Here is a 16,092-nt window from a genome sequence, read left to right as displayed (position 1 = left end):
AAACACCGCACCGGATAAGCCGGTGGGAGCCTCAACGACGCGGTTCCCACCTACTCCATCCGGAGCTCAATCAAGGAGATCAACGATGACTGCAGCATTTGAGCCCACCCAGCAGCCGTCCAGCCAGGACACAACGCAGCAGGCCGCCGCCCTGGAGCTCGAGTGGGCCGCCAACCCCCGCTGGGAAGGTGTGACCCGGGACTACTCAGCCTCCGACGTCGTCCGCCTCCGCGGCCGCGTCTCCGAGGAGCACACCCTGGCCCGGCGGGGCTCCGAGAAGCTGTGGAAGCAGCTCACCGAGGAGCACAAAACCGGCGGCTACACCAACGCCCTTGGCGCCCTCACCGGCAACCAGGCCGTGCAGCAGGTCAAGGCCGGGCTGCGCGCCATCTACCTCTCCGGCTGGCAGGTAGCAGCCGACGCCAATAACTCAGGCCACACCTACCCGGACCAGTCCCTCTACCCGGCCAACTCGGTCCCCACGGTTGTCCGCCGCATCAACAACGCCCTGCTCCGCGCAGACCAGATCGAATTCTCCGAAGGCATCCAGTCTGTTGAGGACTGGCTGGTCCCCATCGTTGCCGACGCCGAAGCCGGCTTCGGCGGCCCGCTCAACGCCTACGAGCTCATGAAGTCCATGATCCAGGCCGGCGCATCCGGCGTTCACTGGGAAGACCAGCTCGCATCCGAAAAGAAGTGCGGCCACCTGGGCGGCAAGGTCCTCATCCCCACCCAGCAGCACGTCCGCACCCTGAACGCCGCCCGCCTGGCAGCCGACGTCGCCGGCACCCCCACAGTCGTCATCGCCCGCACCGACGCCGAGGCCGCCACCCTGATTACCTCCGACGTCGACGAGCGCGACCAGGAATTCATCACCGGCGAGCGCACAGCCGAGGGCTTCTACAAGGTCCGCAACGGTATCGAACCCTGCATCGCCCGCGCCAAGGCCTACGCCCCGTACTCCGACCTCATCTGGATGGAGACGGGCACCCCTGACCTGGAACTGGCCCGCAAGTTCGCCGAATCCGTCAAGGCCGAGTTCCCGGACCAGATGCTCTCCTACAACTGCTCGCCGTCCTTCAACTGGCGCAAGCACCTGGACGACGACACCATCGCCAAGTTCCAGCGGGAACTCGGCGCCATGGGCTTCACGTTCCAGTTCATCACCCTGGCCGGTTTCCACGCCCTGAACTACTCGATGTTCGACCTCGCCCACGGCTACGCCCGTGAAGGCATGAGCGCCTACGTCGAACTCCAGGAAAAGGAATTCGCCTCCGAGTCCCGCGGCTACACCGCAACCAAGCACCAGCGCGAAGTCGGCACCGGCTACTTCGACACCATCTCCACGGCGCTCAACCCGAACGCGTCGACCCTCGCCCTCGTGGGATCCACCGAAGAGGGCCAGTTCCACTAATTTTCGCCCAAGGTGAGCCATTCGCCTCGCTCACCGAAGAGGCACGACGGCGGCACGCGCCTGAGCGTGACGTCGCCTGGCCGGGATGGGGAATCCGGAAGAGTGCGTAAAGGGGCCCTGTCCCCGGCGTCGACCGAGCTTTGCGAGGTCTTACGCCGGGGATGGGGATAGCACGCGGAGGATTTCCGATCCCGGCCCACCCAGGTAAGTCCCGCCGTCGAACTTCCCTTTCGTCTTTAAGGAGACTGAGATGAACAGCTTCACCGATAACTTCACGATCAATGGCATAACCCTCACCGCGCAGCCGATTTGCCGGCAGGATGAAGTGCTCACGCCGGATGCCCTGTCCTTTATCGCCAAGCTGCACCGGGCCACTGCCGAGCGGCGTCAGGAGCTGCTCCAGGCACGGCGGGCACGGCGCGCCGACATCGCGGCGGGCGCCGATCCCCGGTTCCTCCGGGAGACCGAGCACATCCGCAACGATCCGTCGTGGCGGGTTGCTCCCCCCGCACCCGGCTTGGAGGACCGCCGCGTGGAAATCACCGGGCCGGTCGACAAGAAGATGACCATCAACGCCCTGAACTCGGGCGCCAAGGTGTGGCTCGCTGACATGGAGGACTCCTCCACCCCCACATGGCGCAACGTCATCAAGGGCCAGCTGAACCTGACGGATGCCCTGGAGCGCCGGATCGATTTCACCAGTGAAGAGGGGAAGGAATACAAGCTCCGCCCGGCCGGCGACCTGCCCACCATCGTGGTCCGTCCCCGCGGCTGGCACCTGCCGGAGAAGCACATGCTGATCGATGGCCAGCCAATTGCCGGTGGCATCGTGGACTTCGGCCTGTTCTTCTTCCACAACGCCCGCCGCCTGCTGGCCCAGGGCAAGGGCCCGTACTTCTACCTGCCCAAGATCGAGAACCACCTCGAAGCCCGGCTGTGGAACGACATCTTCATCCTGGCCCAGGACCTGCTCGGCATCCCGCAGGGCACCATCCGCGCCACGGTGCTGATCGAAACCATCACCGCCGCATTCGAGATGGAGGAGATCCTCTACGAACTGCGCGACCATGCCGCGGGCCTGAACGCGGGCCGCTGGGACTACATCTTCTCCATCATCAAGAATTTCCGCACCCGCGGCCCCCGCTTCGTGATGCCGGACCGCAGCCAGGTGACCATGACCGCCCCCTTCATGCGCGCCTACACCGAACAGCTGGTCCGCGCCTGCCACAAGCGCGGCGCCATGGCCATCGGCGGCATGGCCGCGGCCGTACCCAATCGCAAGGACCCCGAAGCCAACGCCAACGCGCTCGAGAAGGTCCGCGCCGACAAGACCCGCGAGGCCAACGACGGCTTCGACGGCTCCTGGGTTGCCCACCCGGACCTGGTGCCCATCTGCCGCGAGGTGTTCGACAGCGTCCTCGGCGAACGGCCCAACCAGCTCGGCATGCTCCGCGAGGACGTCACCTCTGACGACCGCGCCCTCATCGATATCGCCTCCCTGCACGGCACCATCACCGAACAGGGCATCCGGAACAACATCGAAGTGGGCATCCGCTACATCGAGTCCTGGCTGCGCGGCAACGGTGCGGTGGCCATCCACAACCTCATGGAGGACGCCGCCACCGCCGAAATCTCCCGCTCCCAGCTGTGGCAGTGGATCTACGCCCGGGCCATCACCGACCACGGCGAGATCGTCAGCCACGAGTGGGTGGAGGAGCTCCTGGACGAGGAGTTCGCCAGGCTGGAACGCTTCGACGGCGATCGGTTCGAGGATGCCCGCGACATCTTCGAAGAGGTCACCCTGGCCACCGAGTTCCCGTCCTTCCTTACCCTCCCCGCCTACGCCCGCTACCTGACCGAGGCCCGCGAGAAGGCAACCGTTGAGGAGCTGGCTGCGGCCTGACACTCAAGAAACTTCCGTTTGCCGGGCCGGCACGCCCTTCGCAACAGGCCCCCCGAAATCCGGGGCGCCGGCCCGGTAACGGAGCATTACATTCCATCCGCGAGATGGCATTTATGGGCAGTGTTCCGAGGAACCATCGGCCTTAAATGCCATCTCGCGGTGGGGTTTAAGGGAAGCGCGACGGCGGCGCCCCGCCTTAGCGCCCCTTCGGCACCTTTCGCACGGAGAGGGTGGTGCTGACGAAGAAGGTCAGCACCGAAACCAGGATGACCAGCAACGCAGGGGTCCACGACTCCGAGCTGTCGTGCACGAAGCCCACCAGCGGCGGGGCCACCGCCCCGAGGCAGTAGCCCAGGCCCTGGACCGTGGCGGACATCCGCCCGGCGGAAGCCTGGTCGCGGGCCAGCTTGATGATGGCGATGAAGATCAGCGTGATGCCGCCGCCCTGGGCGATGCCGCCGGACGTTGACCACAGCCACCACAGCTGCGGCGCAAGAAGCAGCCCCACCGGAACGGGAAGCCACAGGGCGCCCAGGGTGACCGCGACCGCAGTCGTACTCATGTATTTGGCCGCAAAGGGCACGCCGAGCCCGCCCACGATGGCAAGGATCTGGAAGATGGAGGAGGCGGCTCCGGCTTCCGCGGCCGTCATGCCCAGCTCGTCATGCAGGTAGCTGGGCAGCCACGCCGTGACGCCGTAGTAGGAGAACGCCTGGCCACCGAACCCGGCCGTGAGCCCGAAGGTGATCCAGCCGGAACGGGCCGCCGGGGCACGGGGTGCATCTGCGTCATCCTCAGCCACGGCCAGGAATGCGGTCCGGGGCCCAACAGCCAGCACCCACACCACCACCGCTGCGACTGCCAGGACGGCAACTGCTGCCAAAGCCAGCCGCCACCCCGTCGCGGCCGCGAGCGGGGCCATGATGACCGAGGTCAGGAAGGACCCAATGTTCAGTGCGGCGGTGTAGATCCCCATCGCGGTCCCCTGCCGCCGCGGCGCAAAGTCCCGCCGGATGATCAGCGGCACCGCGATGTTTCCCACCGTGATGGCAACCCCGATAACCACCGTGCCGGCCACCACCAGCACCGGTCCCCCAGCGGAGCGCACCAGCACACCGGCCAGGACCCCCACGATGGTCAGCGTAACGGCGAACTCGGCACCGAATTTCCGCGAAGCAAGGGACGCCAAGGGAGCAGCGAGCGAAAAGCAGAGCACGGGAATGCTGGTCAGCAGCCCCAGCATGACCGGCGAAAAGTGCAGCTCCGCCTGCATGAGGTCCACCAGGGGTGCTACGGCAACGAAAGGGCCGCGGAGGTTCAGCGCAAGCAGGCCGATGCAGGCCAGCAGGACCCAGCTCTTCGGGATGCGGGAGAGGACGCGGCCGCTCACAGGGGCAAAATCGGGAATGGGCGTGGATTCATCACTCCCATTGCTATCATGCCCGGCGTTGCTGGAGTTTCAGGCACCCTCCCGGGCGGCGCTGCCATACGATGAACGTGACCCAAGGACGCAGCACACTGGGAAGGACACCCATGACGCACCGCCTGGCCATCCTCGACGACTACCAGGACGTGGCCCACGGCTTCGCCGACTTCGCGGCCCTGGAGGCGGAAGGGGTCGCCGTGACGTCCTACCGTGAGCCTTTCGCTTCCCAGGACGCCCTGGTTTCCGCGCTGGCAGACACCACCATGGTGATCGCGATGCGCGAGCGGACCGCGTTCCCGCGTGAGGTGTTTGAGAGGCTTCCGGGGCTTGAGCTGCTGGTCACCACCGGAATGGCGAACGCCGCCATCGACGTGGCAGCCGCGGCCGAGCACGGGGTGACGGTGTGCGGCACGAACGGTTCGCCCGCTGCAGCGCCGGAACTGACCTGGGCCCTGCTGCTGGCCATCGCCCGGCACCTTCCCGCGGAGGAGTCCTCCCTCCGGGCCGGAACGTGGCAGTCGACGGTCGGGGTGGAGTTGGCCGGAAAGACCCTGGGGATCGTGGGGCTGGGCAAAATCGGCCGGCGGGTGGCCGCCTACGGGCAGGCCTTCGGCATGGACGTGGTGGCGTGGAGCCAGAACCTCACGGCGGAAGCAGCCAAGGAGGCCGGGGCCCGGCTGGTTTCCAAGGAGGAGCTCTTCACGGTTGCCGATGTGGCCACCCTCCACCTGAGGCTCTCCCCACGCTCGGAGAACACGGTGGGCGAGGCAGAACTGAGGCTCCTGGGGCCTGACGGCATCCTGGTAAACACCTCCCGCGGACCGCTGGTGGACCAGGAAGCGCTGATCAAAGCGCTGAACGAGGGGTGGATCCGCGGCGCCGCCCTGGACGTCTTCGACCAGGAACCGCTGCAGGCCGGTCACCCGCTCCTGGCTGCACCCAACACCGTACTCTCCCCGCACCTGGGGTACGTCACCCAGGAAAGCTACCGGCAGTTCTACGGCGGCGCCCTTGAGGACATCACCGCCTGGCTGGCCGGCTCCCCCATCCGAACCATCACCGCCTGAACCCGAAAGAACAGCATGACCCACACCATCCGCAGGGCAACAGCGGACGACGCCGGCGCGCTGGCTGCGCTGGCGGCCGTCACCTTTCCGCTGGCCTGCCCGCCGTCGTCGTCACCTGCCGATATTGCCGCCCACCTGGCCAACACCCTGAGCGAAGAACACTTCAAGGGGTACCTTGCGGACCCGGACACCACCATCCTGGTCATCGACGCCGGCGGGCAGCTCAACGGCTACAGCCTGCTGGTGGACCGGCCCGCCACCGATCCCGACGTGGCCTCTGTCCTGAAGTTGCTGCCGTCCGTCGAAATCAGCAAGTGCTACGTCCACCCTGACTACCACGGCCTGGGCGCGGCAGCCGAACTCATGCACGCCAGCCTGCAGGCGGCGGCAGGAGGCGGCGGCGCCGGAGCCTGGCTGGGCGTGAACAGCCAGAACGCCCGGGCCATCCGGTTCTACGAAAAGTCCGGTTTCCACAAGGTGGGCACCAAGTCCTTCCGGCTGGGCAGCACCGTTGAACATGACTTCGTCCTGGAGCGCGCCCTCCCCTGAACCCGGGATCAGGCGCCGGGCTGGTTGAGTCCGTGCCGCACGGAACTCCCGGCAAAACCGTTCGGCGGGTAGGCCAGCGGGGGCCGGGGCTCGGTCAGGAGCTTGAGCCCCGGCGGAAGGCCCTCGACACTGCCTTTGGTTCCGGCTGCGCTGATGGTGACCCGGCTGGAGTCGAGCAGGACGTTCTCCGCCCGGAAGGTGCCCACCACCTCAGGCAGGATGGGTGCCAGGTGCACCACGTCCCGGGTGAAGACGGGGTCGAACCGGAGCAGGATGCGGGCGAGTTGCACGGGCGCCGCGGCAGCCCACGCTTGAGGTGAGCATGCCGTGGGATAAGGCACCGGGCTGGGAAACTCTCCGCGGTCGAAACCGCAGAACAGTTCCGGCAGCCGACCGTCGAAGTGCGCGGCAGCGTCGAAGATTCCCAGGGCCACCCGCTTGGCCTCGTCCACGAACCCGTAGCGCATCAGGCCCGTGGCTACCAGCGCCGTATCGTGCGGCCACACGGAGCCGTTGTGGTAGCTGACGGGGTTATAGGCGCCCATGTCCGAGGCCAGCGTACGGATGCCCCATCCGGTGAACATCTGTGGGGACATCAGATGCTCCATCACGGACACCGCTTTGTCCTGGTCCACGATGCCGGTCCACAGGCAATGGCCGATGTTGGAGGTCAGGGCGTCGACCGGCCGCTTGTCCTTGTCCAGCGCCACCGCATAATAGCCCTTGTCCGGCAGCCAGAACTTCTTGTTGAACTCCTCCTTGAACGCCGCTGCCTTGTCGGCCCAGTGCAGTTCCAGGGCCGGGTCGCCGCTCCAATGGGCCAGCAGTGACCTGCCCAGGTAGGCGGAGTACACATAGGCCTGGACTTCGCACAGGGCGATCGGGGCTTCGGCGATGGTGCCGTCGGCGAAGTTGATGCCGTCCCAGGAGTCCTTCCAGCCCTGGTTGACCAGGCCATGGTCATTGGCGCGGAGGTATTCGACGAATCCATCACCGTCCCGGTCGCCGTAATTTTCGATCCAGTCCAGTGCACGGTCGGCGTGGGCCAGCAGCGGCTGGATCTTGTCCCGGGACAGCCCCCAACGGCTCAGCTCACCGAGGACCGCTACAAAAAGCGGTGTCGCATCCGCCGTGCCGTAGTACGCCGTGCCGCCGAGGGAAAGGCCCGCCGTCACGCCGAGCCGAACCTCATGGGGAATGCGCCCCGGTTCTTCCTCCGAATCCGGGTCCACCTTCTTCCCCTGGATTCCGGCCAGGGTCTGCAGGGTGCCCAGGGCAAGGTTGGGATTGACCATCAGGCTCATGTAGGAGGTCAGCAGCGAATCCCGCCCGAACAGGGCCATGAACCATGGCGCACCGGCAGCAACCGCTGCCCGTTCCGGGTGATGGGCATCGAAGATGCGAAGGGCACCAAGATCGCTCTGGCTTCGGTTGAGCAGGTTCTGGAGGCTGGTGTCCTCAATGCTGATCCGCGGGATGTTCTCTTCCCAGGCCAGGTGCCGTCGCACACCCTCGCGGTGATGCGGCAGTTGTCCTTCCTTGAATGGCTCTTCCGGCGCTTCACCGTTCACCAGCGGCACCACAATGACACTGGTGGCCCATTTGCCCCGGGCCGGGACAGTCACCCGGAAGCGCAGTCCGTCCGTGCTGACCTCTGCGTCCCGGGCCCCAATGGCGGAGCCGCGCTGCTGGCCATGGCGCCCGGCCTCGATGACAAGCCTGCCCTCGGACACCGTCCGGGTGGTGTCATCCGCTCCCGTGGTGCGTCCACCTTTTACGTCAAACAGGTCGGCCTGGTCGGCATCCACCAGGAGTTCGATGTCGCATTCCACGGGCTCGGCGGCATAATTTTCCAGCGTGATGTCGTCCTGCAGGCCCGGGCCGATGTGCCGGACCTGCCGGACCACCAGCGGGCTGTCGAATCTCCCGCCGGGCCACTTTGCCCGCCCTACGAAGGTGGCCTGGAAGGGTTGGGGGCGCTGGGCCGAAAGCGGTTCGCGCAGCGAGCCGTTGACGCGCAGAACCCAGCGGGACACGATGCGGGTGTCCTGGTAGAACGCTCCGTTCGTGCCGGCATCTGGACTGATGTCGCCACTGCCCGAGGAAATACAGAAGGACGAACCCTCCAGGACAGTGACTGAGCCCGACTCGGAAACGGTGGCCTCATTGTCTGCGTTCCAGGCTGTCATGGAAGGACTCCCTTCTGAAGGGGACGCTTCCCGGGGGATCGGGAATGCAGTTCTGCCCCTATCGATTCTGGTGCAACCGGGTACCGTGCGGAACCCCTGGCGGCATCCTCCCTTCAATCAGGTCGCTGTAGAGTTCCAGGTGCTCGGCAACCATCCGTTCGGCACTGAACCTGTCCTCCACGGATTTGCGGCACCCAGCCCTGTCCAGTGCTGCAGCAGCAGGAACGAAGCCGGCCAGCTCCTCTGTCTTTCCCAGGAATCCCGTGCGTCCGTGCTTAACGATCTCCGGGGCGGAACCGATGTACGTCCCTACCACGGGCGTTCCGGTGGCCAGGGCTTCGATCATCACCAAGCCGAACGGCTCCGACCACTGGATAGGGTTCAGGAAGGCTGCCGCCTCCCCCATCAGCCGGTATTTGGTGGCGTCGTCCACCTCGCCCACGAAGTCCTCGTTGGGCCCAAGCATCGGTTCAATGACATCCCGGAAGTAGCGGATTTCTTCCGGCTCCCGCATTTTGACCGCGATCTTAAGATGCATGTCGGCCTGCCGCGCGATGGCGATGGCCTCAACCAGGCCCTTATCCGGGCATGATCGGCCCACGAAGCACAGGTAGCCGCCGCTTCCGGACCCAACCGGTACGGCGGAAAGGTCCATTCCATGGTGAATCACGCGGGTCACGGGAACCGTGGGTGCGTGGGATGCCTGGTCCCTGGAGATGGCTATGACCGCTCCACTCCTGGCTACGGCACGGTAGATGTCCGCAGCCTGTTCGTGGATTGGCCCGTGGATGGTGGTTGCCAGCGGAACCCCGCCGGGCCGGTGCAGGTAGAGGGGACCCGCAAGCGTGTGGTCGTGGATGATGTCCACGCCCTTCAGCCCCTCGTAAGCCCTGACCACGTGGCTGAGCTCGGAGAGCGTGGTCCCCAGCCCCCCATAGTCGGTGGGCCGCATCCCGGGCACCAACTGCACGGGGCAGGTGCTGTCTGACGGTGCTGCCAAAAGCACCTCATGCCCGGAGGCCGCGAAGCCCCTGGCCAGCGTGTCCACCACTCTCTCGGTTCCGCCGTACGTTGCCGGTGGCACCTGAATCCACGGCCCTGTGACAAGTCCAATCCGCATTCCTGGCTCCCAGGTTTGACAGGCCGGGCTCCCCAGCTGGCCGGGCAATACTTCACCGGGCGTATTACCTGCGCCGCGGTGCTTTCCGAAAGGGCCCGCTGCATGACCTCTGCTCCGACTATTCCGCAGGATTGCCCCGGCCACAAGACCCGGTTGTGGGACATCTCATACCCGGGGCCAGGAATGGTGGCGGAAGCCCGCGGGTTGTGCAGGACATGAAGATTGAGATCTGGTCCGACGTCGCCTGCCCGTGGTGCTTCATCGGCAAGCGCCGGTTCGAGGCTGCCCTGGCCGCATTTCCCCACCGCGATGCCGTTGACGTGGTGTGGCGCAGCTACCAGCTGGATCCCACGCTTCCGGAACACTACGACGGCACCGAACTGGAGTACCTGAGCAGCCGCAAGGGCATGCCGGCCCAGCAGGTTTCCCAAATGTTCGAGCACGTGGCCCAGCAGGCAAAGGGCGAAGGCCTGGACTACCGGTTCGACAAAGTGGTGGTGGCGAACAGCTTCACCGCCCACCGGCTGATCCACCTGGCCGCGGCACACGGCAAACAGGATGCGGCGAAGGAACGCCTGCTCAGCGACCACTTCGAGCACGGCAAGGACATCGGCAGCCGGGAGTACCTGTCCGCCCTCGGCAAGGACCTGGGGCTGCCGGCCGCCGAGGTGGATGAGCTGTTCACCACGGACAAGTACTCGGACGAGGTACGGTTCGACTTCCAGGAAGCCCGGGGCCTGGGCATCAGCGGTGTCCCGTTCTTTGTGATCGACCGCAAGTTCGGGCTGTCCGGAGCCCAGCCCACGGAGACGTTCACCGCAGCCCTGGACCAGGCCTGGCAGGAAGCCAACCCACTGGTCCTGGTCAATTCCACTGACGCCGAAGCCTGCGGTCCTGACGGTTGCGCCATCTAGCGCACTTTACTGACACATCGCGGTAAAGTGTCCGCATGCCCAGGATTTCAGCGGCCAGCAATGCCGAACAACGCGCGGAGACCCAGCGCCGCATCCTCACCGCTTTCGGCGAGCTCCTGTTCACCCACGGCCTTCCAGGGCTGACCATGACCGACGTGGCCCGCCACGCAGGCATTGGCAGGACTGCAGTCTATAACTACTTCGCCGATATCGAAGAGCTCCTGATCTCCTACGCCCTCGATGAAACCGAAAAGTTTCTTTCCGACCTGCGCGACGCACTGGAGCGCCTGGAGAACCCGGTGGACCGGCTGGCCCTGTACGTCCGCGCCCAGGTGGTTGACCTCAGCCGCCGCCACCTCCCGCCTGGGCCTGCCATGGGGGCCGTGCTGTCGCCGTCGTCCTTTGCCAAACTCTCGGACCACGTGGGTGAGCTCAGCGTCCTGCTCCAGGGCATCCTGCGGGATGGCATGGAACAGGGCTACCTGCCCGTAGCCGACGTGGGCCAGCAGTCGCAACTGATTCTGGGCACCCTGTCCTCCAGCGCGGCGAGGGGCAGCGACGAGCCTGCCGAGCTGGAGGCCCGCGTGGCCCGGACCGTGCGGTTCATCCAGTTGGGCGCAGGTGCAAGGTTCGACGCCGGGGGGCGGCCCATCAGGGTGGCGCAGCTTCCGGCGGTGGCCAGCTGACGGGCAGGCGCCAGGTGCCGGGCCGGAGGATCAGGCGGCAGGCGTAACGGGCAGCTTGTCAGGGTCTGCTATGCGCCGGCTTTCCCGGGGGCAGCTGAGCTGGCCCGGAGTCTGGTCAACAAGTTCCGGCGGGACGAGGCCCTTGTAGTCCTGCGCCAGGATCACATCAACGCTGGCGTCGTTCCTGCCGTCCTGGAAGTAGTCGGAACCCTGGAGATTGCGCTGCACCGTGAAGGCCGCCGCTTGTCCGGCCGCACCTGACACCACCGCAGCCACGCCCCGATAGCCGGCGTTGATGTTAGACACGTTCCCCACCACGAACTTCCGTGCCAGGAACTCGTCCGCCACCGAGCGGGCCAGCCCGGACCGGCTGGTGGAGTTTAGGACGTTGAGGTTGACCTTGTCGTTGGGTGTGTAGTCGAAGCTCGAGGCCGGGCAGGATGACACCGGAGTCGGGGCCGGTTCGGCGGCAGGGATTTTCAGCCGCCCGTTGATGATGGCCATGGCAACGATGATGCCGGCGGCGATCAGGCCGATCAGCAGGACCAGCACCACCCCGTGCAGTACGCGGCGGCGGACCCGGGCGGTCTCATCGGCGTCCTTGGCCGCTTCCATGGCGGCGCGCAGCTCCGGGCCGGAAACAACATGGTGGCCGTGAAGGACGCTGGGGTCCGCCGGCCGCTTCCTAGCCATCGAGTACCAGGACCCGGGCGTGGATTGCGGTGCGCTGGTGCAGTGCGGTGCGGACCGCGCGGTGCAGCCCGTCCTCCAGATACAGGGTTCCCCGGTACTGCACCACGTGCGGGAAAAGGTCGCCAAAGAAGGTGGAATCCTCCGCCAGCAGCGCCTCCAGGTCCAGGGTGCGCTTGGTGGTCACCAGTTCGTCCAGCCGGACGGGCCGCGGCGGCAGGGAGGCCCACTGTTTTGGGGTGTTGAAACCATGGTCGGGGTAAGGGCGGCCCTCGCCCACAGCTTTGAATATCACCATGCCACAGTAGGCACCGCGCCGCGCCAGTGAAAGTAGCAGGGCTGGTGCGTGCCAGGTTGTAGCCAAACAGTGACAAAGCGCCCCCGTCCCCCGGCGCCCGCGCAGCACCCCCGCCCGTGCTGAGAGAATGGAGCCATGACAGCCACCGAGTCCCCAGCCGTGCCCGCACCCGGAATCCGCCTGCCGTCCGCACCGCCGCTGGCGCTCCTGCTGGATGTGGATGGGCCGGTGGCCAGCCCGGTGACCCGGAACGTTAAAGCGGACATCATCCTGGACCTGGTGGCCCTCGCCGCGGCAGGGATTCCCGTCATCTTCAACACCGGCCGCTCCGACGCCTTCATCCGGGAGCAGGTGATGGAACCGATGATCGCGGCCGGTATTCCGGCAGGCACGGTTATCCACGCCATCTGCGAAAAGGGGGCCGTCTGGTTCAGCTACACCTCCGCCGGGCCCGGGCCCGTCCACGTGGACCGGGAACTGGCCGTGCCGGCAGCGTATGGCGACGACATCCGCCGGCTGGTGGCAGAGGACTACGCCGCGCACATGTTCTTCGATGAAACCAAGCGGGCCATGGTGTCCGTGGAGCAGCACATCGACGTGCCGAGCGCCGACTACCTGGCCGAGCAAAAGCTGTTCGACGCCGAAGCGATGGAGCTCATGGTGCGGCACGGCCTCGGCGTTGTCCGGCTGGACCACCACGTCCCCAATTCCGACGACGAGGTGGACTACCGCGTGGATCCCACCATCATTTCCACTGACATCGAGTCCGTACGCCTGGGGAAGGACCTGGGCGCCAGCCGCGCCGTGGAACTCCTCGCGGCCCAGGGCATCACGCCGCAGGCGTGGCGGACGGTGGGCGATTCACGCACCGACTACGCCATGGCTGATTGGCTCCACCACAACGACCATTCCGTCAAGCACGTGGACGTGCGCCCTGCGGACGGCGTGCCCAACAAGCCCTACCCGGTGCTCACGGCGGAGGACCTGGGGCTGGAAGCCACAGTGATCCACGACGACGCCGGCGGCGCCTTCCTGCGCGCCTGGCGGGAGGCGCTGGACGCCTGAGCCGCTGCCGGGCCGCCGTCGAACGTTCACCGGGGTGCCCTGACGGCGCTCCGAAACCTCCCGTTACAACTGCAGGACTATCATGCAGGTAAGAATGCCCACTTCCAGCAGCACGGAGACAACCATTACAGAAGCACCGGTCCAGGACGAGGTCTACTACGGCGGCCAGGCGTCCGTGGAGGAACAATTTCATGCCGAGATCACGTCGGCGGCGGCGGAGCAGCGGCTCAGCCACCGGCCGGACGTCATCAGGCACAAGGGCCGCTATTCCCTGATCAACGACACCAGGACCCCATACCAGGCCATGGTGGAAGACCTGCTGTTCCTGCGCAACGTCCTGGCCAACGCCGGCCTCTCCTACCTCCTGGTCCGCGGGAACAACGACCGGCCCGTGCTGGCTCTGGACTGGAAGGACCGGAAGAAGCTTCGCGCTGCCCTGGTGGAGGCCTGCCGGGACGAGCCCTTCTACTCCATGACCGTGGATGCCAAGAAAAAGACATCCGTCCTGGTGGCCGACGGCGAACTGTCCCCCAACCGGCAGGGCCGCATCTTCCGCCTCTACCGTCCGCGGGTTGAGCCGGTGGGCGGCTTCGAGTTCGGCGCCTCCGCCGGCGTCCAGATCGAACTGTGGGCCTTCGAGGGCGAACAACTCACCCTTCCCATCGAAAACTCCCTGACCCGCAGGACCCTGCTGCGCCAGGACGCGGTCCGCGGCACGGTGGAGCGCTACGGCCACACCTGGCCCACCATCGAGAACATGTTCGCCGACCATGCCAGCGACATCAGCTTCGACGTCGACATCGTCTTCTCCTGGGTGGACGGCAGCTCCCCCGAATACATCGCGGCCCGCCGCGCCCAGCAAAAGGGACATGTCCTGGGTGAAGGCGACGACCATGAGGCCCGCTTCCGGCAAATCAACGAGCTGAAGTACGCGCTGCGCTCGGTCTACATGTTTGCGCCCTGGATCCGCCGCATCTTCATCGCCACGGACTCCCCCGCGCCGGCCTGGTTGGCCGACCACCCCTCCGTCACGATCGTCCGCAGCGAGGAGTTCTTCTCTGATCCCTCGGTGCTGCCCACCCACAACTCCCAGGCGGTGGAGTGCCAGCTGCACAACATCGAGGGGTTGTCCGAGCACTTCCTCTACTCCAACGACGACATGTTCTTCGGCCGCCCCGTGGGCCCGGACATGTTCTTTACCCCCGGCGGCATCACCAAGTTCATCGAGGCGGAAACCAGGATCGGCCTGGGCGAGAACGATGCCGAGCGCAGCGGATTCGAGAACGCCGCCCGCGTGAACCGCAAGCTGCTGTGGAACCGGTTCGGGCGGATCACCACCCGGCACCTTGAGCACACCGCCGCGCCCCTGCGGCGCAGCGTGGTAAGCCAGATGGAGCAAGAGTTCCCTGAGGAGTTCCGCAAGACGGCGGCCAGCCGGTTCCGGGCGGCGGACAACATCTCCGTGACCAACTCGTTCTACCACTACTACGCCCTGCTCACCGGCCTGGCCGTCACCCAGACAGCGGCCAAGGTGCGTTATGTGGACACCACCATGCGGTCCGGGCTGAAGTACCTGCCCAAGCTGCTGGGCAAGCGGAACATGGACTTCTTCTGCCTGAACGACGGCAGCTTCCCCGAGGTCAGTGCGGACGAGCGGGCCGAACTGGTGACCGATTTCCTGGAACGGTACTTCCCCATCAAGGCGCCCTGGGAAAAGTAGCCAGGAAAGACCAATGCCGGTCCCCCAACGGGGACCGGCATCACCTTCAAGCTATGCCTAGCGTCGCACGCTGATTCCGAGCTTGGAGCTCCCCAGCTGCTTGGTGGTTTCCGGGATCCGGACGCCCGCCGCTTCCAGGCGCCGGGCCGTTTCTTCGGGTGAGACGTACTCGCCCACGGTGGGCGAGCTGCCCAGCGGAACCACCGAGTGCACGATGGTGTGCTCGTAGACGTGCACCAGGTTGAACGCCTGGCCGCCGTCCTGTCCGCGGGTGCCTCCCACCGGAACGTTGAGGTCCTGCGTGTAGCAGGACGCGGACGCGACCGACACGGGCACGCCGGCGAAGCTGGCAGTGGTGGAGTAGTGCAGGTGGCCGGCCAGGATGGTGCGGACGTCCGAGTTGCGCACCACGGCCGCCAGGGATGCCTGGTCCCGCAGTTCCACAAGCACCGAAAGATCCAGGACAGACGGGACCGGAGGGTGGTGGAGGGCCAGGATGGTGCCGTCCGGCGCGGGGGTTTCCAGCTGCCGGGCCAGCCACTCCAACTGGGCGGCACTCAGTTCGCCGTGGTGGAAACCCGGGACGGTGGTGTCCAGCGTGATGACGCGCAGCCCGTTGATGAAGTAGCTGTGGTCCACCGGTTCATCCGTACCGGGTTGGTCGAGCAGGCCCTTGCGGAAATTGGCACGGTCGTCGTGGTTGCCCATGGCCCAAATGACCTGGGCGCCGAGTTCCTTGCAGGCGGGCTCGACGATGGCGCGCAGCTTGACGTAGGCCTGTGCATCGCCCTTGTCGGCGAGGTCGCCGGTAAAAATCACGGCTTCCGGCCTGGCGCCGGATGCTTTGACTTCGTCGAACAGCTGGATAAGCCTGGCTTCGCTGTCGACGGTTCCGTAGAGGGGTTCTGGACCTCCCAACAGGTGGGGATCGCTCAGGTGGAGTAGGAAGTGGCGTGGCCGGGGATGTTCGGCCTCGATGTGCTCCATTGCTACCTCTATGGTCGGTGGGAAGCCGTTCTTCCCTTGTACCCTTCAGTAATATTTATCCAAT

14 protein-coding genes are annotated in these 16,092 nt (G+C 66.1%); 8 read left to right on the top strand and 6 right to left on the bottom strand.

The annotated features are described in order from the left end of the window. Positions 1–85: 85 nt before the first annotated feature. Positions 86–1,414, top strand: a complete 1,329-nt coding sequence (aceA, locus tag JCQ34_RS02765; RefSeq protein WP_286401595.1) for an isocitrate lyase — start codon at positions 86–88, stop codon at positions 1,412–1,414. A 250-nt stretch (positions 1,415–1,664) separates the two neighbouring features. Then, entirely contained in the window at positions 1,665–3,317 is a 1,653-nt protein-coding gene (gene aceB, locus JCQ34_RS02760) for a malate synthase A (RefSeq protein WP_286401594.1), read from the top strand. Between the two features lie 196 nt (positions 3,318–3,513). On the opposite strand, the gene JCQ34_RS02755 is transcribed toward aceB, so the two are convergent. Then, positions 3,514–4,707, bottom strand: coding sequence for an MFS transporter (locus JCQ34_RS02755; protein ID WP_286401593.1), 1,194 nt, complete (start codon positions 4,705–4,707; stop codon positions 3,514–3,516). A gap of 143 nt (positions 4,708–4,850) precedes the next feature. On the opposite strand from JCQ34_RS02755, the gene JCQ34_RS02750 reads away from it, so the two are divergent. Next, entirely contained in the window at positions 4,851–5,810 is a 960-nt protein-coding gene (locus JCQ34_RS02750) for a D-2-hydroxyacid dehydrogenase family protein (RefSeq protein ID WP_286401592.1), read from the top strand. A 15-nt stretch (positions 5,811–5,825) separates the two neighbouring features. Continuing rightward, a complete protein-coding gene (locus JCQ34_RS02745; RefSeq protein ID WP_286401591.1) occupies positions 5,826–6,359 on the top strand; it encodes a GNAT family N-acetyltransferase in 534 nt (177 codons plus the stop codon). Between the two features lie 8 nt (positions 6,360–6,367). On the opposite strand, the gene JCQ34_RS02740 is transcribed toward JCQ34_RS02745, so the two are convergent. Continuing rightward, positions 6,368–8,548 carry an amylo-alpha-1,6-glucosidase gene (locus tag JCQ34_RS02740; protein WP_286401590.1) on the bottom strand — a complete coding sequence of 727 codons (2,181 nt, stop codon included), beginning with the start codon at positions 8,546–8,548 and terminating at the stop codon, positions 6,368–6,370. 58 nt (positions 8,549–8,606) lie between these two features. Further along, entirely contained in the window at positions 8,607–9,668 is a 1,062-nt protein-coding gene (locus tag JCQ34_RS02735; protein WP_286401589.1) for a glycosyltransferase family 4 protein, read from the bottom strand. A 215-nt stretch (positions 9,669–9,883) separates the two neighbouring features. On the opposite strand from JCQ34_RS02735, the gene JCQ34_RS02730 reads away from it, so the two are divergent. Together JCQ34_RS02730 and JCQ34_RS02725 are read left to right on the top strand one after the other, a co-directional pair. Then, a complete protein-coding gene (locus JCQ34_RS02730) occupies positions 9,884–10,582 on the top strand; it encodes a DsbA family oxidoreductase (RefSeq protein WP_286401587.1) in 699 nt (232 codons plus the stop codon). A gap of 35 nt (positions 10,583–10,617) precedes the next feature. Beyond that, on the top strand, positions 10,618–11,268 hold the full coding sequence (locus tag JCQ34_RS02725) for a TetR/AcrR family transcriptional regulator (RefSeq protein WP_286401585.1): 651 nt from the start codon (positions 10,618–10,620) through the stop codon (positions 11,266–11,268). A 30-nt stretch (positions 11,269–11,298) separates the two neighbouring features. Here JCQ34_RS02725 and JCQ34_RS02720 read toward each other — a convergent pair whose 3' ends face one another. Together JCQ34_RS02720 and JCQ34_RS02715 are read right to left on the bottom strand one after the other, a co-directional pair. Next, positions 11,299–11,961: a LytR C-terminal domain-containing protein gene (locus JCQ34_RS02720; protein ID WP_286401582.1), complete on the bottom strand. Its 663-nt coding sequence runs from the start codon at positions 11,959–11,961 to the stop codon at positions 11,299–11,301. Next, a complete protein-coding gene (locus JCQ34_RS02715; RefSeq protein WP_286404266.1) occupies positions 11,954–12,253 on the bottom strand; it encodes a type II toxin-antitoxin system VapB family antitoxin in 300 nt (99 codons plus the stop codon). The genes JCQ34_RS02720 and JCQ34_RS02715 overlap by 8 nt, the downstream gene beginning before the upstream one ends. Positions 12,254–12,391: 138 nt before the next feature. On the opposite strand from JCQ34_RS02715, the gene JCQ34_RS02710 reads away from it, so the two are divergent. Further along, positions 12,392–13,321 (top strand): hypothetical protein, encoded by a 930-nt coding sequence (locus JCQ34_RS02710; RefSeq protein ID WP_286401580.1) that lies wholly within the window; start codon positions 12,392–12,394, stop codon positions 13,319–13,321. Between the two features lie 94 nt (positions 13,322–13,415). Continuing rightward, on the top strand, positions 13,416–15,041 hold the full coding sequence (locus tag JCQ34_RS02705) for a stealth family protein (RefSeq protein ID WP_434738927.1): 1,626 nt from the start codon (positions 13,416–13,418) through the stop codon (positions 15,039–15,041). A gap of 57 nt (positions 15,042–15,098) precedes the next feature. Here JCQ34_RS02705 and JCQ34_RS02700 read toward each other — a convergent pair whose 3' ends face one another. After that, complete coding sequence (locus JCQ34_RS02700; RefSeq protein WP_286401574.1) at positions 15,099–16,028, bottom strand: phosphodiesterase; 930 nt, start codon at positions 16,026–16,028, stop codon at positions 15,099–15,101. Positions 16,029–16,092: the final 64 nt, after the last annotated feature.

It is taken from the genome of Pseudarthrobacter defluvii (genome assembly GCF_030323865.1).
Lineage (GTDB): Bacteria > Actinomycetota > Actinomycetes > Actinomycetales > Micrococcaceae > Arthrobacter > Arthrobacter sedimenti.
Note: the sequence above shows the minus strand (reverse complement) of the source record. Positions and strands in the feature narration are given on the sequence as shown.